Annotated in this window: 19 protein-coding genes; 10 read left to right on the forward strand and 9 right to left on the reverse strand. The window is 66.1% G+C overall.

Translation table 11 applies throughout. From position 1 onward, the window contains the following. The first annotated feature begins 50 nt into the window (after nucleotides 1–50). A complete protein-coding gene (locus F7O44_RS03035; protein ID WP_187361011.1) occupies nucleotides 51–758 on the forward strand; it encodes a class I SAM-dependent methyltransferase in 708 nt (235 codons plus the stop codon). A 309-nt stretch (nucleotides 759–1,067) separates the two neighbouring features. Then, on the forward strand, nucleotides 1,068–1,556 hold the full coding sequence (locus F7O44_RS03040) for a GNAT family N-acetyltransferase (RefSeq protein WP_162448683.1): 489 nt from the start codon (nucleotides 1,068–1,070) through the stop codon (nucleotides 1,554–1,556). A 258-nt stretch (nucleotides 1,557–1,814) separates the two neighbouring features. On the opposite strand, the gene F7O44_RS03045 is transcribed toward F7O44_RS03040, so the two are convergent. From F7O44_RS03045 to F7O44_RS03060, 4 genes are all read right to left on the reverse strand, one after another. Further along, complete coding sequence (locus F7O44_RS03045) at nucleotides 1,815–3,173, reverse strand: HNH endonuclease signature motif containing protein (RefSeq protein WP_162448684.1); 1,359 nt, start codon at nucleotides 3,171–3,173, stop codon at nucleotides 1,815–1,817. Nucleotides 3,174–3,317: 144 nt separating this feature from the next. Further along, entirely contained in the window at nucleotides 3,318–4,418 is a 1,101-nt protein-coding gene (locus F7O44_RS31575; RefSeq protein ID WP_222850990.1) for a DUF4037 domain-containing protein, read from the reverse strand. A 113-nt stretch (nucleotides 4,419–4,531) separates the two neighbouring features. Beyond that, entirely contained in the window at nucleotides 4,532–5,266 is a 735-nt protein-coding gene (locus F7O44_RS03055) for a DUF998 domain-containing protein (protein WP_162448685.1), read from the reverse strand. Nucleotides 5,267–5,341: 75 nt separating this feature from the next. After that, nucleotides 5,342–5,572: a hypothetical protein gene (locus F7O44_RS03060; RefSeq protein ID WP_162448686.1), complete on the reverse strand. Its 231-nt coding sequence runs from the start codon at nucleotides 5,570–5,572 to the stop codon at nucleotides 5,342–5,344. 150 nt (nucleotides 5,573–5,722) lie between these two features. Between F7O44_RS03060 and F7O44_RS03065 the strand changes: the two genes are divergently transcribed. Continuing rightward, nucleotides 5,723–6,136 carry an SgcJ/EcaC family oxidoreductase gene (locus F7O44_RS03065; protein ID WP_162449303.1) on the forward strand — a complete coding sequence of 138 codons (414 nt, stop codon included), beginning with the start codon at nucleotides 5,723–5,725 and terminating at the stop codon, nucleotides 6,134–6,136. Here F7O44_RS03065 and F7O44_RS03070 read toward each other — a convergent pair. After that, the gene (locus F7O44_RS03070; protein ID WP_222850991.1) at nucleotides 6,126–7,154 is read right to left on the reverse strand and encodes a helix-turn-helix transcriptional regulator; all 1,029 of its coding nucleotides are present in this window, start codon (nucleotides 7,152–7,154) and stop codon (nucleotides 6,126–6,128) included. The two genes, F7O44_RS03065 and F7O44_RS03070, sit on opposite strands and share 11 nt — an antisense overlap. Nucleotides 7,155–7,216: 62 nt before the next feature. On the opposite strand from F7O44_RS03070, the gene F7O44_RS03075 reads away from it, so the two are divergent. Beyond that, nucleotides 7,217–9,505: an excinuclease ABC subunit UvrA gene (locus tag F7O44_RS03075; RefSeq protein WP_162448687.1), complete on the forward strand. Its 2,289-nt coding sequence runs from the start codon at nucleotides 7,217–7,219 to the stop codon at nucleotides 9,503–9,505. 23 nt (nucleotides 9,506–9,528) lie between these two features. Here the strand turns inward: F7O44_RS03075 and F7O44_RS03080 are convergent, their stop codons facing one another. From F7O44_RS03080 to F7O44_RS03095, 4 genes are all read right to left on the reverse strand, one after another. After that, the gene (locus F7O44_RS03080) at nucleotides 9,529–9,972 is read right to left on the reverse strand and encodes an aspartate racemase/maleate isomerase family protein (RefSeq protein ID WP_162448688.1); all 444 of its coding nucleotides are present in this window, start codon (nucleotides 9,970–9,972) and stop codon (nucleotides 9,529–9,531) included. 15 nt (nucleotides 9,973–9,987) lie between these two features. Then, nucleotides 9,988–10,584 (reverse strand): PadR family transcriptional regulator, encoded by a 597-nt coding sequence (locus F7O44_RS03085; protein ID WP_162448689.1) that lies wholly within the window; start codon nucleotides 10,582–10,584, stop codon nucleotides 9,988–9,990. Between the two features lie 56 nt (nucleotides 10,585–10,640). After that, entirely contained in the window at nucleotides 10,641–12,281 is a 1,641-nt protein-coding gene (locus F7O44_RS03090; protein ID WP_162448690.1) for a phytoene desaturase family protein, read from the reverse strand. A 305-nt stretch (nucleotides 12,282–12,586) separates the two neighbouring features. Next, nucleotides 12,587–13,447, reverse strand: coding sequence for a putative RNA methyltransferase (locus tag F7O44_RS03095; protein WP_222850992.1), 861 nt, complete (start codon nucleotides 13,445–13,447; stop codon nucleotides 12,587–12,589). Nucleotides 13,448–13,618: 171 nt separating this feature from the next. On the opposite strand from F7O44_RS03095, the gene F7O44_RS03100 reads away from it, so the two are divergent. The 6 genes from F7O44_RS03100 (at nucleotide 13,619) to F7O44_RS30915 (ending at nucleotide 22,332) form a co-directional block, all read left to right on the forward strand. Continuing rightward, complete coding sequence (locus tag F7O44_RS03100; RefSeq protein WP_162448691.1) at nucleotides 13,619–14,749, forward strand: substrate-binding domain-containing protein; 1,131 nt, start codon at nucleotides 13,619–13,621, stop codon at nucleotides 14,747–14,749. Between the two features lie 87 nt (nucleotides 14,750–14,836). Next, nucleotides 14,837–15,850: a hydroxyacid dehydrogenase gene (locus F7O44_RS03105; protein ID WP_162448692.1), complete on the forward strand. Its 1,014-nt coding sequence runs from the start codon at nucleotides 14,837–14,839 to the stop codon at nucleotides 15,848–15,850. A gap of 50 nt (nucleotides 15,851–15,900) precedes the next feature. Beyond that, nucleotides 15,901–17,904: an ABC transporter substrate-binding protein gene (locus F7O44_RS03110; RefSeq protein WP_162448693.1), complete on the forward strand. Its 2,004-nt coding sequence runs from the start codon at nucleotides 15,901–15,903 to the stop codon at nucleotides 17,902–17,904. A 53-nt stretch (nucleotides 17,905–17,957) separates the two neighbouring features. Then, nucleotides 17,958–18,950 (forward strand): ABC transporter permease, encoded by a 993-nt coding sequence (locus F7O44_RS03115; protein WP_162448694.1) that lies wholly within the window; start codon nucleotides 17,958–17,960, stop codon nucleotides 18,948–18,950. A 14-nt stretch (nucleotides 18,951–18,964) separates the two neighbouring features. After that, a complete protein-coding gene (locus F7O44_RS03120) occupies nucleotides 18,965–20,122 on the forward strand; it encodes an ABC transporter permease (protein WP_162448695.1) in 1,158 nt (385 codons plus the stop codon). A 29-nt stretch (nucleotides 20,123–20,151) separates the two neighbouring features. Continuing rightward, nucleotides 20,152–22,332 (forward strand): ABC transporter ATP-binding protein, encoded by a 2,181-nt coding sequence (locus F7O44_RS30915; protein WP_162448696.1) that lies wholly within the window; start codon nucleotides 20,152–20,154, stop codon nucleotides 22,330–22,332. The last annotated feature ends 128 nt before the right edge of the window (nucleotides 22,333–22,460 follow it).

Below are 22,460 nucleotides of genomic sequence, written 5' to 3' on the forward strand. Positions count from 1 at the left end.
CCGCGTCACACACGGAAATCGCTTGTGGCATACGGGCCCGCGGTGATGGCATGTTGTCCGTGCGCAAACACTGGATGCTCGACGAACTCAAGCATGCTGGCCCGGAACACCTCGACACCGGCTTCGTGGCTGGATACAACCGGAAACAGGGATTCCCGGACCCGACCGAAGACATCGGCATCCTGCGGAAGCACGGCCTGGGGGAGACGTCGACTATCGTCGACATCGGCGCCGGAACCGGGCAATTCGCCCTGGATGCGGCGCGGGTCTTCGGACGTGTGATCGCCGTAGACGTCTCGCCGGCGATGTTGGCTCATGTTCGCGCGCGTGCGGCGGATGCCGACCTTCCGAGACTCGAATGCGTTCAGGGTGGCTTTCTCACATACGAGCACACCGGCCCACCTGCAGACGCCGTATTCACTCGCAATGCCCTGCACCAGCTGCCCGACTTCTGGAAGGCGGTTGCGCTCCAAAGAGTTGCTGGCATGATGCGGCCCGGGGGAGTACTGCGACTTCGAGACTTGATCTACAGTTTCGAACCACAAGAGATCGATAGTGTGTTCGAGCGTTGGTTCGCCGGCGCGGCCGAGGATCCCGCGGCCGGCTATACCAGCGACGACTACGTCGAACACATCCAGAATGAGCACAGCACGTTCAGCTGGCTGCTCGAACCTTTGCTGGATCGGTGCGGGTTCGACATCGTCGAGTCCGACCTCAGTGGTCTCGTCTTCGGCAGTTACACATGTATTCGCCGGTGACGCTCAGCCGCCAGAAAGAGCTTCCGGTATACCTTCTCGGCACGCTGAGTGATTCCACCAAACTCGGACGACCGGACGTGACAACAAGCATTCAACGTGCCCTGGGCGAGCAGGAGGCGCCAGGCGAGTAGGAGTGCCCTCGAGGCGGCTAGCTGGTTAACTTGACATAATGTACATTATCGGCGTTGGATCAGTCCGGGTGAGAGTGGCTACGACCAGTCTGTTCGTTGAGCTGTTGATGTTGCTGCCCGGGCATTGACGTCTCGGACCGCTCACACGGCGACTAACACGTCGGCTAGGTTCGAAGGCATGGAAATCGCGCTTCGTGAATGGAGCGACGCCGACGCGGCCTGGTACGTCGAGCAAGTCAAAGATTCCGAGACGCTGCGTTTCACCACCGAATCAGCCTCGCTGACAACCGACGAGTTCCTCCTTGCGCTGAACCAATTTCGACGCGACGACGATGCGCTCGGCTACGTCGCCGTTGATGCCGAGCACGGCACCCGGTTGGCCAACGTAGCGGCTCGTCGAGATGGGCACCGTGCCCACGTGAGCTATTGGGTTGCCGCTTCCGCTCGCGGTCAAGGTGTCGCTAGCGCAGCATTGAAACTTCTTTGTGAACGCGTGTTCGAAGTCTGGCCGGTGGCCGAGATTCGACTCTGGACGATGCGTCACAACGTGGCTTCGCAACGCGCTGCTGAGAAGGCAGGGTTCGGCCGTGACACCTCAGTTGACGAGGCGCCCGAGATCCATGGGCGGCAGCACCATGACGCTCGCTGGTACAGGCTGACACGCTAGCCACCCGGGTCACCATAGACGGTTGGCGCATGCCCGGGATGCCCTTGCCGTTCATCGGCACCCGAGGCACCGAGGTGTGGCGCTCGCCACGCAACTCGCCGCAGCATTATCGGCTCGGGCAGTGTTTGTGACCGGCGCCCCGCTCCCCTGGGTTGCCGCCTCGGTCAAACGCACGCGCACTCAGGTGTGCTCGGGACCCGGGTGTGCTCGGGACCCGGGTGTGCTCGGGACCCGGGTGTGCTGCCCACGTTTCGCTGATCAGGCGGCGTGTTCGTTGCCGGCTGATTCACCGTGCTCTCCTGGCGTGCTGTCCGCGGGGCGCTCTCCTGGTGCGTTGTTTCCGCTAGTGGTGTTGGTGGTGGGTCCGGCTCGGGGTGGGGGTTGGGTGGTGTTGATGAGGGGGGTGACGGTGCTGGTGGTGCGTGGGATCGGATCGGCCGGTACAGGAACTCCATGCGGATCGACGAATCTGAACCGTCGCGGCCCGGTGGCCAGCATGGTCCAGCCGCCCTCGTGTACCACGGTGTGGTGTTTGCGGCAGAGCAGGGCCATCTCGTCGATATCGGTGTGCCCACCTTGGGCCCAGGGGATGAGGTGGTGGACTTCGGTCCATTCGGGTGGGCGGTCGCAGCCGGGGAAGATGCAGCCGCGGTCGCGTAGGCGTAGTGCTTTGCGTTGTGCGGGGGTGGCGGTGCGCTGTGAGCGGCCGACGTCGAGCGGTTGGGAGTCCGGACCGGTGATGATCCTGCTGATGCGGGCGTCGCAGGCGAGGCGGCGTACGGCGTCGCCGCGCAGGATGGACCCGTCGGCGAGCTCGCCTAGCCCGCCGGTGCGGGCTTCGATCGTTTGTAGGTCGGTGACGACAATGAGGTGGGTGGGCTCACCACCGTGGGTAGGGACGTCGCGGTTGGCGAGCGCGCGGCGGCAGAGTTCGACCAGGGCGTCGGCGCGGCGTTGGGATGGGGTGCGTTGATCGTCGGGGCCACTGGGGGTGGCGAGGGCGTTGATGGCGGTGTGCACTAGGGCGCCGTCTTCTTCGCCGAGGATTCCGTCGAGCACGACTGCGCCGTCGAAGGTGGAGGACAGGTCGAGCCAGCGTCCCTGGTCGCGTTTCTCGGCACGCTTGGCCGCCTTAGTGTCATCGACGGCGGCGCCCAGGCCCCGCAGTGCCGCGCGTAGCCGGGTGGGATCATCTTTGCTGGCCGCTGCGACGAGGGCGTCCTGGCAGCCGGCGATCACGTCAGTGCCGAGTAGCTTGGCTGCCCGTACGATCGCTTCGGCGTGGGGGATGCGGATCTCGCCGCGGATAAGCGCGGCCTCGATCACCGGGAAATCGCTCAGGCCGTGCGCCGTTTTCGTGGCGCGGGAGGTCTCTGCCGGGGCGACGTGGAGTTCGTGGCGGATCCAGGACCGGGTGGACAACGCCGAGCGGGTTTCACTGATCCGGCGGGTGTCGAAGACCCGCAGCCGGGTCAGATAGGCCGCTTCGGCGGCGTCAGCCAGCCGCCGCAGCGCCACCAGCTCATCGGTGACTCGAGCGTCGGCGAACTCGCCCACCGCCTGTGCGGCGACGTCTCGCACCGCGGCGGTCAACTCATCCAACACACTCGAACTCATGTCCTAAACAATACGACCCACCACCGACAAGGTCGCTCCGAACCGGCAGCGTCATTCCCCCAAACGTCGCTCCCCCAGCGGCCGAGCCGAGTTCCGGCTTCCCACCCCCGTCCGGACGGGGAGCCCGACGAGCAACCGGCGGCCTCAGAACGCGTCCACGGCGCTTCGGCGTGGACGGCCCAAGCCGAGAAACTCGGTGTTGTCCGCCCACTGATCGACACCGCCGGTCAAAGGCAGGGCGCTGAGTTCCGGGTCGGTGATGGTCCCGGCCAGTGCGCGGGCGAATCGATCGGCGCCGATCACGAAGAACGGGCGGCTGTGGAATTGCCGCGGTGCCGGATCCACTGACCGTGCGACGAGGCCCGTCGCGTTCTGCCGCGTGGCCACCGTCTCGTATGCGGTGCACAGATGCCGTTCCCGAGCCTCGTAGTCGGTGGCCGTCAGCGCCGCACGCAGGACGGGCTGCAACTCCCCCGCAACCCCGAGCCGGCCGAACGCGCTGCCCAGCCACTTGCTGTACGGCGCGTATTGCCGCTCTAGCAGGAAGCACAGCCGCATCACGTCCCGCACCAGTCGGGCTGTGATGATCACCGAACCGAGATCGTCGCCGACCTCCGCACAACGCCCGACGAACGCCTCTTCCTGGGAGATGCGCTGCCATTGGCAAGCCAGCAGGTAGCGCCAGATCTGGTCCGGGTACCACGCCAGAACTCGCCGGGCATGGCTCAGGGCGCCGAGGTCGTCCCGGAACACCACACCGCCGGTGAGCTCGGCCAGCTTCTGTTGTGGCATCGCGAGCCACTCTCTGACCGTCGGTTCGCCCGACGTGTCTTGCAGACCGAGCTCGGCTTCCAGCCACGAATCCACGGCTCGAATACCGATCCGATGATTCACCGGACCGTCTGTGCGCCGCATGATCCCGGACGGATCGAAGGGATCACCGCTCTCGTCGAAGTGGGTAGGCCATCCGCGGATCGTCTTGGGCAACCGTTCCGCCAAGAGCGCGTTGATCTCCGTGGCATGGTTCGTTATGTCGTCAGCGGCGAGGAAGAGTTCGAGCCGCGGCCCCCACTCGTGATCCGCGGAACGTGCCGTGTCGAAGCCGAGCACTTCTGATCCGGCCCCGACGCGCGCCGCGGCATATCGCATGTCCGGGTACGCCTGGTCAAGGATCGGCTGGACCGCTTCGGTGAAATAGATCCGCGAAAGCTCGAGTCCAGGGATGAAGGAGACGTCCACTGTCACGGGCCCTACCCTGCCGGGCTTCAGGAGATCACGCTATCGAGTTTCCACTCATCCGGCACTTCCATCTCCCGGCTGGGATGGCACATCGCTTGTCTCGCCGCGGCGCCCGTCCGCTACCGCTGCTCGTCCTCCCCCGGCAGATCCGCCAGCCCTGCCTCATTCGTCATATCTGCTCCACTCATCACATCTGTGTCATTCGTTGCATCGGCGACGGACGACGCCGGCCCCCGCCACAACCAGACGCCGAGCAGTACCAGCCAGGTGAGCAAGATGGCGACGAACACACGCTGGACGAGCCCAGCCAGAAAGGCTCCCGGGCCCGCGATGGCGGTGCCGATCAATGCCACGGCCATCACCCAGGTGAACACCCGGGTGACGCGGCCACGTCGCTCCCAACCTGGCACGCGAGGCAATTGCCGCGATAGCGCCGCGGCGGCGATGATCACGCCGGCGAAGGCGACGAAGCTGCCGGCGTTGTGCACGTGGCCGGTCATTGTGCGCATCGGAAGTCCGTCCGGACCGAGCGGGTCGGTCTCGAAGAGCCCGGTGACGACGAAGGCCGCACCAGACACGCCCAGCGCCGACGACGCCAGCAGCCGCCGGCCGCCGTTGGTGCCCAGGCGGTGCACAGCGACGGCAAACGCACCCAGGCCCGCGCCGATAACAAGGAATCCGACGACGAAGATCCACCCGAGTCTGCCGTGGACGTAGTCGCTGCCGAGCCGTTCCAGCGGATTGAGTTCGGGCTGCACCGCGTGCATCAGCAGTCCGGTCGCGGCGAAGAAGGCAACGCCGGCGATACCCGCGGCGCCGAGGAGCCTGATTGAAGGCGGACGCCGGTTCACCACAACCTCACACTCTCACGCGAGGATGCCCCAACCGTCGCCACATCCGGAAGACGCCCTTGCGGCGGAGCGGGAAGCTCAGGACTCGTCCCGCAACTTGGGAACATCGGGCGCGTCGTCGAGGTCAGCGATATCGTGTCCCGGCGCGTCCGAACTGACGCCCATGCCTCCAACGCGCCGCTGGCGGTGCACAAGCGAGTCTTGCGCTTCTTGCTCGTCGAGCGCCTGCTCGGTGACACGCTCACGGTCGATCTCCCGGGGGTCCTCCCCCGGCGTCGGGTTCGGTTTGGTCCACCTGTCTTCTGGCATACCGGCTCCCTACCCCGAACCGCTGCCCCTCAGACGCGCGACGAGGCCCGTGGTCCGGCGGCGACTCAACGGACTACTGCTGTAGCGTTTGTTATCGGGCACATCGTTCTATATGGATTCCGAGCACCTCGGACAATTCGAAAGGTGATCATGGCAATCGATCAGCAGAACCACCACCACGGCGCCATCGAGAAGGTGGTGGCCGACGCCGAAAAGCTCCAGTTCGACGTCGACGGATTCACCAATCTGCTCGCCGATGACGTCGTGCTGATCAACTTTTTTGGCCGCAGACTGCACGGCAAGGACCAGGTGTACGCGGCGATGGCACAGGCGCTTCAGACGCCTCTGACAGATGTGCGCACCAAGCACGAGCTGGTCGATGTGATCTTTCCACGCCCAGACGTCGCGATCGCGAGCATCGTCAAACACGTGTATGACGAACGCGCGGCTTCGCCCGAGTCTGGCGCGGCTCTGCAGAACAAGGGCGCGATGACGATGGTGCTGGTGAAGAGCAACGGCGACTGGCTGATCACACTGGCGCAGACCACGCCGATCAAGGACTGACGGCCCGCGTCGAATCCGTGGCGCTGCCTGACTGTCCCAATGCATCGTCCAGCCGGTCCCGCAGGGTGCGGCAGTACTCGACGAACCCGGGCGGTTCCTCGACGACGAAGTCGAGGCCCAGAATTGTCACTTTGATCGCCAACCATTCAAATGAATCGACCCAATCGGTATACCTGCAATGATCGGAATCCAGCGACTCCAGGAGCCCGTCTCGGACAACCAGGCGCCCACTCACTTGATCGATGGGTGCCTGGAAGACGATGCTGGCCCGGTGCCGTGGCGTCCGCAACGCAGCCTCGAGGTAGGCCGCCGCGGTGTCCGCCGGCAGGTCCCGCGGAGCGAAACGGTGATCGGTGGCCACTGCCTCGGCGACCCGATCGAGCCGGAAAGTGCGCCAGTCGTGCCGGCCGATGTCCCACGCGAGCAGGTACCAGCGGTTGCGGTACAACACCTGCCGATAGGGCTCGACATCGCGGTGAGTCCGCTCAGCGTCCCGGTCTCGGTACGCGAACCGCAGCCGCCGTCGTTGTTGCACCGCCTCGCTGATGACACTGAACAGTTCCACCGGCACCTCGGGCGGCATCGTCCCGGCGGCCAGCTCGGTGGCGCCGCGTACGGCGGCGACCTTTCGCCGCAGCCGCGCCGGGAGAATCTGTTCGAGCTTGCGTAGCGCTCCCCCGGCCGCGTCGCCGGGCTGCCCGGCGGAAGCCTGCCCGTCCGGCGTGGCGTGCCCGTCCGGCGTGGCGTGCCCGGCCGAGCGCAGGGCCAATGCCACCGCCACCGCTTCGTCGTCGTCGAGAAGCAAGGGCGGCATCGCCGCACCCGCGACGAGCCGGTAGTAGCCGCCGGGGCCGGGCTGAGTCTGCACCGGATAACCGAGCTCGCGTAACCGGTCGATATCCCGGCGTAGCGTGCGCGGTGGGACGCCGAGGCGGCGAGCCAGTTCGGACCCGCTCCACGCCCGGCCACTCTGCAGAACGGAGAGCAGTTCCAGCATGCGACGACTCGGATCACCCATAACGGAAACTATTCCACAGTTGTGGCCATAATCTGGCCACAACTCTTCATAGCGTGCGTTGTATGAAACGCACCGCATGGCCGACGCCAGACCCTGCCGGACAGCCCGCAGCCGATCGCATCACGGTGCTCGGGGCCCGCGAGCACAACCTGAAGAACGTGACGGTCGAGATTCCCAAAGGCGCCGTCACCGTCGTGACCGGAGTCTCTGGATCCGGCAAGTCGTCCCTGGTTTTCGACACGATCGCGGCCGAGTCCCAACGGCAGTTCTACGAGACGTTCCCGGCCTACGTGCGCTACCGGCTGCCGGCGGTGCGGCGGCCAGACGTCGACGCAGTGTGGCACCTCTCCCCCGCGATCGTGGTCGACCAGCGCCCGCTGGGCCGGCAAACTCGTTCGACGGTCGGCACGGCCACCGAGGTCTACACCCTCGTGCGCTTGTTGTTCTCCCGCCTCGGCGACCCGCCGGCCGGCGAGTCGACGGCATTCTCGTTCAACGACCCACGCGGAATGTGCGACCGGTGCCAGGGGCTCGGCAGCGTCGACGAGATCGACGTGGAGCGGCTCGTGGACAGGGAGCGCTCGCTCAACGGTGGGGCGCTTCGGTTCCCGGGCTTCACGCCCGGCACGTATCGCTGGAAGCGCTACGTCGAATCCGGGTTGTTCGACAATGACAAGCCGTTGCGGCTCTACACCGGCGATGAGTGGCACACCCTGCTGCACGCCACCGGGATCAAACCTGAGCGCCCCGGCCCGGGCTGGCCCCCGACATCCACATACGAGGGTGTGTTGCCGCGTTTCCGTCGCAGCTTCATCGACGTGCACCGGGACAAACTCCCGGCGGACGTCGCTGCCGCGGTGGACGAGGCCGTCGTCCGGCAGACCTGTCCGGACTGCGGCGGAGCACGACTCAACGCCACGGCGCTCGCCGCCAGGATCAACGGGCTCGGCATCGCCGATTGGATGGCCGAAGAGGTCGAGGACTTGATCGAAATCGCGGCCGCTGTCGACGCACCACTGGTCAAAGGGGTCGTTTCCGGTATCGTCGAGCGGCTTGAGTCCCTCGTCGGCGTCGGGCTCGGCTATCTCACCCTGGGCCGAGACACCCCGAGCTTGTCCGGCGGCGAGGCCCAGCGGGTGAAGCTGGTCCGCCATCTGGGGTCTAGCCTGAGTGGGTTGACCTATGTTCTCGACGAGCCCAGCGTGGGCCTACATCCGGCCGACGTCAGCCGGGTCAACACTCTGATCCGCCAGCTGCGGGACAAGGGCAACACGGTGGTCGTCGTGGAGCACGATCCGGATGTCATCGCCATTGCCGATCACGTCATCGACCTCGGTCCCGGCGCGGGCGTCGCGGGCGGCGAGGTGGTCTACTCCGGTGACCTGGCAGGACTGAAATCGGCGGACACCCCGACCGGCGCCAGCGTACGGCGGCGCGCACCGTTGAAGACCGACGTCCGCACCCCGGCCGGCGCCATCGACGTCACCCACGCCGGTCGCCACAACGTGGGCGAGGTCAGCTTTAGTATCCCGAAGGGTGTGCTGACCGCCGTCACCGGCGTTGCCGGCTCCGGCAAGAGCACGCTGATGACCGAGATCCTGCCGGCAGCCGTCGGGAACGTGGTGGTGATCGACCAGGCGCCGGTCCTCGGCTCACGGCGGTCCACACCCGCCAGCTACGCCGGAGTGCTCGATCCGATCCGGCGTAGCTTCGCCCGGGCGCACGGCGTCGGCCCGGGCATGTTCAGCGCGAACTCTGACGGCGGCTGCCCGGAGTGCAAGGGGCTGGGCATGGTGCAACACGATCTCGCCTTCATGGATCCGGTCACCATCGTCTGTGAATCATGCGACGGCACGCGTTTCCGCCCGGAGGCGTTGGCGTACTCGCTACGGGGACGCAACATCGCCGAAGTGCTCGCGATGACGGTGACCGAGGCGATGGTGTTCTTCGATGAGCCGCGGATCGCCGGCCCTCTGCGGATGCTCGACCGCGTCGGCCTGGGCTATCTGTCGCTGAACCAGCCACTGACCACACTTTCTGGTGGTGAGCGGCAGCGTCTCAAGCTGGCCCGGGAGTTCGAGACGGCCGGCGGGATCTACGTGTTCGACGAGCCGACGACCGGTCTTCATCAGGTGGATACGCTGCGGCTGGTCAGGCTGCTGGACCGTCTGGTTGATCAAGGCAACACGGTGATCGTCATCGAACACGACATCGACGTGATCAACCGGGCTGATTGGATCATCGGCGTAGGCCCAGGTGCCGGCCGCCACGGCGGGCGTATCGTCTTCGAAGGACCGTCGGCGATGTGGGCCCAGGCCCCGCCGTCGTTCAGCATGTCGTGTCCCGGGTGATCGTCACCGATCACACCGGCAACTCAACGGCCGATGAGGCGCTGCCCGGGGCCGACGGCCCGGATACCGGATGCCTTCAGAGCCGCCCACATCGTGACCTGATTCGCCGTGAGGACCGGCTTGCCGAGTGTGTGTTCCAACGGGCTGATCAGATCGTAGGTGGGCAGGTTGGTGCAGCTCACGAAGACCGCCTCGGCCTCGGGCCGGTCGGCCTGTTCGATCAGGGCGCGGGTGGTCGAGTACGGGACGGTCCAGATGCGCCCGTCCAGTCCCAGATGCGCACTGCCCGCAACCGAGATCCCTGCGGCGTCGAGGAACTGACCCAGGGCGTCCCCCAGTTCATCGGCATAGGCCGTGCTCGACGAGCATTGAGCCGCGAAGCTGTCGAGACTCGCTTGGCACGCTGAATACCCATTGTCGCGTCCGGTATCGCCGTCCTTGTGGGAGCACTCAGCGTGCCAAGGCATACCGGGAGTTCTTGCTCAACCGGGCCAGCTCAGGGCCCCTGATTCGATCTCGGCGATCGTCTTCTCAATCCACGCGACCTCGGCCTCGTGCATGTGCAGCGCATACTCGGCCTCGAGCACGAAAAGGCGAGGTTTCCCCTCGGCGTCGAGCTCTGCCAGCGCGGCCTGGTGTTCGTCCCGAAGCTGCTCGACGACCCCCCGCAGGCGTTCGGCCCGCTGCCGGAGCGCCGACGTCGCGTCCGCCGGCTCGAGCACGCCCAGGTACGTGACGGCGGAGACGAACGCCGGGAACTCCTCGGCCGGGAAGCGCACGAGCTCGTCGACCCAGTCGATCAGCGCTGCGCGGCCCGCGTCGGTGGGACCGTACACCGTGCGCTCGGGGCGGGAGCCGACCTGAACCTTCTCGCGTGCTTCGATCCAGCCAGCGCGTTCCAGCGCCGCCACCACGTCGTACAGGGAGCCGGTGCGGACCTTGAAGGAGCGGTCCAGGCTGCGTTCGCGGAGCTCCGCGGCCACCGCGTGCGGATGCATCGGACGTTCGTGAAGAAGTCCGAGCACCGCCAGGCCCAGCAGGTTGGACACCGGCCGGCGTTTGGTCCCTGCCTTACTCATCCCTCTACACCGCCTCCGACTGATCGGTGCCGACTATACAGAGCGGACAACGCGGCTCAGGTACGCAGCACGGCCATCGCGGCGGCCCGGCCGGGAATGCCGCTGACTCCACCACCCCGACGCGCACCCGCGCCACAGACCAGGATCCGGGGATGCTCGGTCTCGACACCCCATCGGCCGACGTCATGCGCGGCCTCCGCGAACGGCCACGAGAGGTCCTCGTGGAAGATGTGCCCGCCCGGCATGCCGAGGTGTTCCTCGATGTCGATCGGCGTGTGGGCCTCGAGGCACGGACGCCCGTCGTCGTCGCGCAGCAGGCACTCTTCGATCGGCTCAGCAAGCATGGAGTTCAGCGACGCCAACAGGGATCGCACAGCCGCGCTCCGGGCCTGCTCGTTGTCCTCCCGGAACAGTCGCGCCGGCATGTGCAGCCCGAACAGAGTCAGGGTGTGCACGCCGTCGGCGCGCAGGGACGGGCTCAGAATGGAGTCGTCGGTCAGCGTGTGGCAATACACCTCACACGGCGCCACCTCGGGAATCCGACCGGCCGCCGCCTGTGTGAAGGCGGCGTCGAGCTGAGTCATCGACTCGTTGACGTGGAACGTACCGCTGAAGGCGACGTCTGGATCGACGTCCGCCCGCAACCGCGGCAATCGCCGCAGCAACATATTGACCTTCATCTGTGCACCCTCCGGCGCCTCTGCCGGGCTCTCCCCCAGCAACCGCCGCAGCATGCTGGGTGCACAGCCCGCCAGTACGTAGTCACCCCTCACTTCGTACTCCGAGCCGTCGGCGCCGGCCACGGCGACGGCGCCGGACGGGTCCAGCGCGGTGACCTCCGCCCCGGTCACTATCTGCGCTCCCGCCTGAAGCGCCGCCATGTGCAACGCGCCGCTGACCGTCCCCATACCGCTGACGGGTACGTCCCAGCGGCCATGGCCGTTGCCGATCACGTGGTAGAGAAAGCAGCGGTTCGGCAGTAGCGAGGCATCGCCGGGGTCGGCGAAAGTGCCGATGAGCGCGTCGGTCAGGACCGTTCCCCGGACGACGTCGCTCTCGAAACGGGAAGCGACGTGGTGCCCGATGGGTTCCTCGAACAGGATCCGCCAGGTCTCGTCGTCGTCGAGCATCGCCCGCAGCTGGGCCCGTGACATCAGCGGTTCGGTCATCGTCGGGAACAGCCGGTCCGCGGCGCGCTCAAGCCTGGCGTGGAACTCGGCCCATGCCGCGTACTCCGCCGCCCCGCCGGTCAGCGCGCCGAACGACGACGCGGTGGCGGCGACGTCGTCCGCATCCACGAGCAGGCCGCCGTTGTCCACCGGCGTGAACGAGGAGTACCGACGCCGGCGCAGGGTGATCGGCAGCTCGAGCTCGGTGATGATCCGCCGGGGAAACAGCGATACCAGATACGAGTACCGCGAGAGCCACGCGTCGACGCTCGGAAACACCCGGCTCGAGACGGCGGCGCCGCCGACCTGGCCGAGACGCTCGAGGACCAGCACCCGGCGACCTGCCCGGGCCAGGTACGCGGCCGCGGTCAAGCCGTTGTGACCGGCGCCGACGATCACGGCGTCATACCGTGCGGCGATGGTCAGCACATTACCGGCCGCCCTCTGCGCCTTCACCGGCGTCGGCCGGGCGCGGCCGCTCTGGTGGTGATTGTCGGTGTTGTTCGGCCGCGACCGCTTCGGTGTCATTCCCCCGCTGAAGCAGCGCAGCCATAGTCATGGTGTGCCAAACGGCCATGTGGATCCCCCTCCAAGCCATGCAGTACCACTAGATTGCTGGTACCGGACGTCTTGATCAACCCTGACAGCCGGATTTCAGGGGGCGGCCAGGGATCTCCCTGAGACCTAAGCCGACTGGGCTACCACCAGAGTGACACGGCTCATGCCGGATCTGAAGGCCGTGCGCCCCTGAATCGGCGAGTTCTCACCAACCGCGAGGGTTCTCATCGCCGGCAGGTGAGCCTTCTTGTCCGTTCGACGTGAAAGACGCGTTTTTATGGCTCCACAACCGGCTGGTAGGCGGAGACCCGCACCGACGCGGTGACGCCGGTGCGCTCCGGGAGTTCAGCGAGTTGCCGGACCAAGGTGTCTTCGTCCAGGTGATGAGCGCTCGGCCCCATGCGGATCAGATTCCCGATGTCAGTGGGGCCGAGGTCCATCGCAAACGTCAGTTCATGACGTGATCTGCGGCGGAAGCACGTGGCGAGCGTTTCGTCGACGCGTTCGTCCTTGCGTTCGTCGATCGTGAGCATGCCGAAGCGGTCCACGAGTTCGCCCAGGTGGCCTGGCAGCGGAGTGACCACACCGAGCAGCCCGTCCGGACGCACCACCCGGTGAAATTCGGCGGCGTTACGCGGCGCGAAGACATCGAGCACCACGGCGGCTGATCCAGACCGGATCGGTAGGCCTCGCCATACATCCGCCCCCACGGCTGCCATGCGCGGATGCGCACGGGCGGCACGGCGAAGGGCCGGCACTGACACATCTGTGGCCACACCGTACGCGGCGGGCAGACGTTCGAGCACGTCGGCGAGATAATGACCGGTACCGGCGCCCACGTCCACGATCAAGCCGCCGGCCGATCCGGCCCCGGCGGGCGGGCCGGCGACGGCGTCCGCGAGCGCATCCGCGATCGGCCGGTAGAAGCCGGCGTCGAGGAACCCCGCACGAGCCGCGACCATCGTTGCGGTATCGGCGCTGCCCGCGGGTTTGCGGCCGGACAGCAGGTTGACGTAGCCCTGCCGGGCGACGTCGAAGCTGTGTCCTTCCTCGCAGCGTAGCGCCTGGCCGGACTCGGCGAAACCGCCGCCACACACCGGGCAGATCAAATTCTGGAGGACGGCTACTGGCAGCACGCCACGATCCTGCCAGCCATGCCGATCGTCCGGAAATCCGGCGCGGAGCGGCCGGGGGCATGAGAGACTATGAGCGATTGAGCGAATTGAGTCGCCGCGTCAATTACCTCGCCGACGGGCGCCATCACGCGTAGGATCTTTTCGTCGCAAGCAGATAGGGAGTGCGAGCAAATGTTGGCCGCTCACCGCCGCGAACTCATCCTCGACGCCGTCCGCAGCCGTGGCAGCGTCCGGCTGCGCGATCTCATCGACGAGCTGGGGGTCTCCATGGCGACGGTGCGGCGGGATGTGACCGACCTCGCTGAGCGGGGTCTGGTCGCCCGGACACATGGTGCGATCAGCCCCGTGCATTCGGCCAACGGAGATCACTCTCCACCTGCTCCGCGTGCTCACAGCCGGCCGGCTCCCACGGATTCCGCCCTGCCGGGCGCGGGCTTGACCATCGGCATGCTCGTGCCGTCGGCCACGTACTACTATCCCGAGGTCATCCGTGGTGCGCGTGCCGCGGGCGCCGACCTCGGCGCCCATCTGGTCCTCGGCATCTCCCACTACAACCCGGAGGCGGATCGCAGCCGGATCGATGAACTGCTGGCCGGCGACGTCGACGGATTGATCATCACGGTGAGCGATCAACTCGCTTCCACCAACGCGACGGCGGACTGGCTGGCCGCACTACCGGTACCCGCGGTGCTGGTCGAACGCCCAGCCGAACTCGGAACCGGCTTGGAGCATCTCGACTCCGTCTCCTCTGATCACGCGTACGGCGCTTGCCTGGGCGTCAGGCATCTGGCGAACCTCGGGCATCGATCCATCACGCTCGTCACCCGCAGAGACAGCCCCAACCGGGCGCTGGTCGAACGCGGATATCAGGCGGGCATCCGCGAGATGGGCATCGGGCCGCTACCCGCGGTCACCACGCCGCATCCCGAGGTCAACCCGGCAGAGTTCGACGAGGCGATCTCCGGCGTGGTCGCCGATGTCACCCAGCGGCAGGTCAGCGCTGTGTTGGTGCACAACGACCAAGACGCGATCGTGATGATTCAGCGGCTGCATGCGTCCGGCGTGCGAGTTCCCGACGATGTCGCGATCGTGGCGTACGACGACGAAGTCGCCGCCATCATCGATACTCCTCTGACCGCCATCGCGCCACCCAAACATGCGGTCGGCAGGGCCGCGGTCGAGCTGCTAATCGCTCGACTCGCTCATGTCGATGAGCGACCAGTGCAGCACCTAAGCATGCTCCCTGAGCTGCGGATACGGCAGTCATGTGGTGCCACAGTTGCGAGCTTAACTGATTCGTAACCAAATCTATGCCTTGATTAACCTAGACACCACACCGACATTGAGTGAATGATGCGTTAACGCTCACACCGCTCATCGGAGGTGTCAATGCGCCGTCGTCGCCCGCAGACGCTCGTCGCGATGGGAAACGGCGTCGCACGCCAGATTCTCACCGAACCCGTCCAGGCCCGGCTGCGTCGACTCGTCGACGTCGATCCGCACTTGGTCGCCACGGACCTGCTCAACGACCAGGTTCGCCCGGCCCTGACGGAGGCCGAGGTACTTCTCACCTCCTGGGGATGTCCGCGGCTCAGCACTGAGGTGCTGGCCGCCGCGCCGCGGCTTCGCGCCGTCGTGCACGCTGCGGGATCGGTCAAGCCCCACATCACCGACGCATGCTGGGAGCGAGGCATCCAGGTCTCGTCAGCAGCCAGCGCCAACGCGGTCCCGGTAGCCGAGTACACCGTGGCAGCCATCCTGTTCGCGAACAAACACGTGCTGGAGATCGCCGGCGACTACCAGCGCAGCCGCGAGTGGGTGGATTGGACCGCCCTCTACCCCGGGCTCGGAAACTACCGGAAGACGGTCGGCATCATCGGCGCCTCGCGGGTCGGGCGCCGGGTGATGGCGTTGCTGAAGCCCTTCGACATGCATGTGTACCTGGCCGATCCGTACGTGAGCAACGACGAGGCGCGCGCCCTGGGCGCGCAACTGACGACCCTCGACGACCTCGTGGCCTCGAGTGACGTCGTCAGCCTGCACGCGCCGGCCCTGCCGGACACCTACCACCTCATCGGTGCCGACGAGCTCGCCCGGATGCGCGATGGTGCTGTGCTGATCAACACCGCCCGGCCCTCGTTGGTTGATCAGAAAGCGCTTACCAAGGAGCTCGAAACCGGCCGGCTGCGGGCCGTGCTCGACGTCACGGAGCCGGAGCCGCTGCCCGCCGACTCGTCCTTGTTCGATATGCCGAATGTCCTGATCACGCCTCATATCGCCGGCTCGCTCGGCGATGAAGTGTCTCGTATGGCCGAGAGCGCGCTCGAGGAGCTCGACCGATATACCCGCGGGTTGCCATTCGCGCACCCCGTGACGCCCGACGATCTCGCCCGATCCGCCTGACCGGACCGTCAACGAAGACCCATTCCGCACCAGGGAGAAGGAGTGCTGGTATGACCCTCACGAACCAGAAGAAGCGTTGGACCCGACGAGATGCCCTACGTTTAGGCGGCGGCGGCGCGCTGCTGGCCACCATGTCGCTCGCTGGTTGCGCCGGCTCCTCAGACGACCCCGACGACCCAAACGACGACGACGCGATGGACGACCCGGACCGCCCGCTGGAGTCTCCGACGCTCACTGAAATGGTCGAGGCCGGGGAGCTCCCACCGCTGGAAGAACGGCTCCCCGTCGAAGCCGACCGGCTGGTGGTGGATGGCCCCGACGGCCTCGGCGCTTACGGCGGCACCTACAACGGCGCGGCGCTCGGTCAGGGTGACGATCCCTGGCTTGAGCGGATGATCGGCTACGAGCCGGTGCTGCGGGCGGACCCGCAGCTGGATGAGATCTTGCCCGGGACCTTCAAGGACATCGCCGTGAACGATGATGGTACCGAGTTCACCATCCACATGCGTGAGGGCATGCGGTGGTCCGATGGGGAGCCAGTGACCGCGGACGACGTCATGTTCGCCATCGAGGACGTCTTCTTCAATGCGGAACTCCATCCGAACGTGCCCAACATGCTGCACGTCAACGGCGAACCGTGTGAGGCCGAGCGAGTTGACGATTTCACCGTCCGGTTGACCTTCGACCAGCCGAAGGGCAACCTGATCGACGACGCCTCCCGCGCCGCGCAATGGTGGGCACCGAACTTGCTCTTCTATCCGAAGCACTACCTCCAGGAGTTTCTCCCCGAGCACAACCCCGAGGCGGAGGAACTGGCCGCGGACGCCGGCTTCGGCGACTGGACTGAACACTGGGAGGACCGGATCCAGTGGTGGAACAACCCGCAGAAGCCGGTGCTGTACGCGTGGGTGGTCACCAACCCGCTGAACTCCGGTGAGGTGACCGTTGCCGAGCGCAACCCTTACTACTGGAAGGTCGATTCGGGCGGGGCACAGCTCCCCTACATCGACCGCCTCGAGTTCGAAGTGGTGCAAGAGGACGAGGTGATGCTGCTCAAAGGTGTCAACGGTGAGCTCGATTTCCACTCACGGCACTTCAACAGCGATCAGAACAAACCGGTGCTGGCCGAAGGCCGGGAGGACGGCGACTACGACTTCGTCACCGTCGAGACCACCTCGATGAACCGCATGATCATCTCGCTGAACATGAACCACAAGGACGAGGAACTCCGCGAGGTCTTCCAGAACAAAGACTTCCGGATCGGGCTCTCCCACGCCATCGACCGGCAGGACATCATCGACACCGTCTACCAGCGCCAAGGTGAACCATGGCAGGGGGCGCCACATCCGGACTCTGAGTTCTACGACGAGGAGTTCGCCAAGCAGTACACCGAGTACGACGTCGACCTGGCCAACCAGCACCTCGACGCAGCTGGCCTCACCGAGAAGGACGGCAGCGGCTACCGGCTGCTGCCCAGCGGCGACCGGCTCCGGTTCACGATCGATGTGACGACACTCTTCCCGGAATGGGCCAACGCCACCGACATGGTCACGCGGTACTGGGCCGAGGTGGGTGTCGACGCCACCGTGAACCCGATCGAGCGGAATCTGTTCTACGAGCGCAAAGAGCCCGCCACCAACGAGCACGACGCCAACGTCTGGGCAGGTGACGGCGGCCAGAAGATCGAGATGCTGGAGACGCGCTGGTGGTTCCCGTCCGGCGGCGAGGCCAACTACGCCCCGCGCTGGGCGAGCTACTTCGACACAAGAGGTGAGGGCGAACACGCGTTGGAGCCATCTCCCGAGGCGCTGCGGCAGATGGAATTGGCGTGGCAAATCCCGCTGGAGCCCGATCCGGAGGTGCAGAAGGAGCTGTTCCGGGAGATATTGCAGATCTCCAAGGAGCAGTTCTATGTGATCGGCATCGCCTCGCCCGCCGACGGCTATGGCATCGTCAAGAACAATCTGCGCAACGTCGTGGAAAGTTTTCCCGACTCCTGGCTGTACCTCACTCCCGGCCCGATCAACATCCCGACCTGGTACTTCGCCGACTGACGAGGGCATGACCCCGCAACCCGGTCATCCTCTCGTCAAGGCGGTGCATTGACATGCTGAGATACATCAGCCGCCGGCTGCTGATCCTCATCCCGACCCTGTGGGCGATCTCGATCGTCACGTTCATCGTCATCCAGCTGCCACCGGGCGACTACCTGACCACGGTGCGCGCACGGTTGCAGGAGCAGGGCGACGGGAGCCTGGGGGCACAGGAGCTGGCACGGCTCACCGAGCGCTACGGCCTGGACGAACCCGTCCTGGTGCAGTACTGGAAGTGGTTCACCAACATCATCCTGCGGGGTGACTTCGGTGATTCATTCGACTTCGGCCGCCCGGTCAGTGACCTGCTCGCCGAGCGGTTACCGCTGACCATCATGCTGTCGGTGCTCACCTTGCTGTTCATCTGGGCGGTGTCGTTCCCGATCGGGGTGTACTCGGCGGTACGGCAGTACTCGATCGGTGACTACTCGTTCACCTTCCTCGGGTATCTCGGCCTGGCCATCCCGAACTTCCTGATCGCGCTGGTGCTGATGTGGATCAGCCTGCGCTACTTCGGGATGAGTGTGGGCGGGTTGTTCTCACCGGAGTATCGCGACGCGCCGTGGAGCCTGGCCAAGTTCGGCGACCTGATGTCTCACCTGTGGATCCCAGTGGTGATCTGGGGCACCGCCGGCACCGCGGCTAACATCCGGGTGCTGCGGGCGAACCTGCTCGACGAGCTACGCAAGCCCTACGTGGTGGCGGCCCGGGCACGCGGGATGCCCAAACGGTGGATGACGATCAAGTACCCGGTGCGGGTGGCGATGAACCCGTTCTTCTCCACCATCGGCTGGATCCTGCCCGGGCTGATCGCCGCCGACGCCATCACGTCGCAGGTGCTGAACTTGAACACGACGGGGCCGCTGCTGCTGCGTTCCCTGCTGGCCCAGGACATGTACCTGGCCGGCTCGATCCTGCTGATCAGCGCCGTGCTCGTGGTGATCGGCACGCTGATCTCGGACATCGCACTGGCGTGGCTGGACCCGCGGGTCCGCCTGCGGTACTGACGAGAGGTGCGACCATGACTCAACAGTTGCCTCCCGCCGAGGCGGGCCCCGTGACCGGCGGCGGACTCCCGGCCGACGTGGCCGACGAGCAAGAGCTCGCGGTGGCCTCCCAGCGAAAGCTGGTGTGGTGGGCCTTCAAACGGCATCGACTGGCACTCGTCTGCGGCTTCATCACTATCTTCATCTATCTGGTGGCGGTGTTCGCCCCGTTCCTGGCCCCGTACAGTTCGTCGTCCCATAACTCCGAGTACACGTACGCACCACCACAAATGCTGCAGCTGTTCGACGACGGCAGGCTCAGCCCGCACGTGCACGGATACAGCTTCGAGCAGGACCCAGACACGCTGGCGCTGACCTTCGAGGTCGACGAGACCCAGAAGGTCCCCGTCGGCTTCTTCGTCAAGGGCGACGAATACACCTTGCTGGGCGTGTTCACCTGGGACCGCCATCTGATCGGACCGAAAGACTATGACGGTCCCCCGATGTACCTGCTCGGCGCCGACTCCAACGGCCGCGACATGCTCTCGCGGATCATCCACGGCACCACTGTGTCCATGTCCATCGGGCTGGTCGGCGTCCTGCTGTCGCTGTTACTCGGCGTCGCCCTCGGCGGCATCTCCGGATACTTCGGCGGCAAGATCGACAACGCTATCCAGCGGCTGATCGAGTTCATCATCGCCATCCCCACCATCCCACTGTGGATGGCACTGTTCGCTGCGGTGCCGGCACACTGGGGCCCGGTCCAGCGCTACCTGGCGCTGACCGTGGTGATATCACTCGTCGGCTGGGTGGGGATGGCCCGCGAAGTGCGTGGCAAGTTCTTCGCGGTCAAGAGCGACGAGTACGTCACCGCGGCGATCGCCGACGGCGCCAGCCAGAGGCGCGTCATGTTCCGGCACATGCTGCCGTCGTTCACCAGCCACATCATCGCCAACCTATCCCTGTCGATCCCGACCATCATCCTGGCCGAAACCGCCTTGTCCTTCATCGGCCTGGGCCTGCAGACCCCCACGGTGAGCTGGGGCGTCTTGCTGCAAGAAGCGCAGAACATCCGGGCGGTGTCGACCGCGCCGTGGATCATGCTGCCCGGGGCAGCCGTGGTGATCACCGTGCTAGCCATGAACTTCTTCGGCGACGGGCTGCGTGACGCCGCCGACCCCTACAAGAACTGAATCCGGTGACGAAGGAGCAGGAGAGGCATATGAACCGTGAGCCGCTACTGCGGATCGACGAGTTGCAGACCCACTTCTTCACGCCGGAAGGGTTGGTCAAGGCCGTCGATGGAGTGAATCTGAGCGTGCCGGCGGCAAAGACCGTGTGTGTTGTCGGCGAATCCGGCTGCGGCAAGTCGATCACCGCCCGTTCCGTGCTGCGGCTCGTCGAGCGGCCTGGTGAGATCGTCGGAGGGTCGATCCATTGGCGCTCCAACGGTGCTGCTCCAGTGGACCTGACCAGTCTCGATCCCGATGGCCCGGAGATTCGGCGGATCCGTGGCGGCGAGATCGGCATGGTGTTCCAGGAACCGATGGCGTCGTTGTCGCCGATGTACACGATCGGGGCGCACCTGTCGGAGGCGCTGCGGCTACACCGGGACATGTCCAAGGAAGAAGCCCGCGAGGCGAGCATCGCACTGCTGCGCCGGGTGGGTATCCCACAACCGGAACGGCGGCTGGACAGCTATCCGTTCCAGCTGTCCGGCGGGATGTGCCAGCGGGTGATGATCGCTGTCGCCATCTCGTGCGAACCCGCCCTGCTCATCGCCGACGAGCCGACGACCGCCCTGGACGTCACCACCCAAGCCCGGATCCTCGACCTGCTCAAGGATCTCCAGGAGCAGAACGACATGGCGATGATGTTCATCACGCACGACCTGGGCGTCGTCGCCGAGATCGCCGACGAGGTGGTCGTGATGTACCTGGGGCGGGTGGCCGAACGGGGCACGGCGGAGCAGATCTTCGAGGATCCGAAGCACCCGTACACGCAGGCGTTGCTGCGTTCCATTCCCACCGTGCGCGGATCCGGGGAACGAGGGCGGCTCAACGCGATCCGCGGCATGGTGCCGCATCCGCTGCAGCGCCCCGCTGGCTGCCCCTTCCGCACCCGTTGCGACCACGCGATCGCCGGGGTCTGCGACACGTCATCGCCCCCGGCCGTCTCGTTCGACGCCCAGCAGGTCGCCTACTGCCACCTGTATTCCGACGACGTGTTTTCCGGCGATGTCCAGAGCGGTGCTGCCGGGCACCCGCTCATCCCGCTCGAACCCACGGCACCTGGGCCGTCGGCGCGCACCACACCTGTCGCGACCATCCCCGACCGCGCCTCGGCGCCTGGGCCGCAGTCGTCGCTGCCGTTGCTGAGTGTGCGCGGACTGACGAAGCACTACCCCATCGGTGGTGGGATGTTCCGGGCTCCCACGGGAACCGTGCAAGCGGTCGACGCCGTGGATCTCGACATCCTGCCCGGGGAAACGATGGGGCTGGTCGGAGAGTCCGGATGTGGCAAGACCACACTCGGCCGTTGCATCGCGCGGCTGCTGGACACGACCGCGGGCGAGGTCCGGTATCGCCGGCCGGACGGCCGGGAGGTGGATCTCATACCGCTGCGTGGGCGCGGGCTGCGGGAGTATCGGCAGCAGATCCGCGTGATCTTCCAAGACCCGTTCTCCTCCCTGAACCCGCGGATGACACTGCAGCAGATCGTCGGCGAACCACTTCGGGTGAACGGTCTCGCCTCCGGCCGTGAACTGGAGGATCGGGTGGCGAGCATGCTCTCGCGCGTCGGACTGCGCCCGGAGTACATGCGCCGCTACCCGCATGCCTTCTCCGGCGGCGAGCGTCAGCGGATCAACATCGCGCGGGCATTGATCACCGAGCCGCGCCTGGTGATCGCCGACGAGCCGGTGTCCGCGCTCGACGTCTCGGTACGCGCCCAGATCCTGAACCTGCTCGCCGACCTGCAGTCCGAGTTCGGCCTGACCTACCTGTTCATCTCCCACGACCTGTCGGTGGTCGAGCACATCAGCGACCGGGTCACCGTGATGTACCTGGGCAAGGTCGTCGAGAGCGCACCTACCGCCGAGCTGTACCAACAGCCGTCGCACCCGTACACGGAGGCGTTGATGCGGGCGGTGCCCGTCGCGGACGTGTCCCGCCGCCGGAAGCGCCACGAGGTGCACATGTCCGACGACCTGCCCGACCCGGCGAGTCCTCCCCCAGGATGCCGGTTCCACACCCGCTGCCGCCACGCCCAGCTGGATCGATGCTCCAGTGAGGTCCCCGAACTACGCTCGGTGGGCGACGGCCAGCACGCATCCTGCCATTTCGCCGGCGAACTCGCCCTCACCGGCGTCGACAACTCCGCCTCGCCGTCTGTGTCGCGGTGAGTCTGCGGCTTGTGTGCCTGGCAGATGGAGTCTCTCCTCGCCCAGCAGACTCGGTCGGGAGGGAGGCTTCGCCATCGACCTCCCTCGCTGATGCCCACCACACCATGGAGAGACTCCATCTGCCAGAC

The organism is Phytoactinopolyspora mesophila (assembly GCF_010122465.1).
Lineage (GTDB): Bacteria > Actinomycetota > Actinomycetes > Jiangellales > Jiangellaceae > Phytoactinopolyspora > Phytoactinopolyspora mesophila.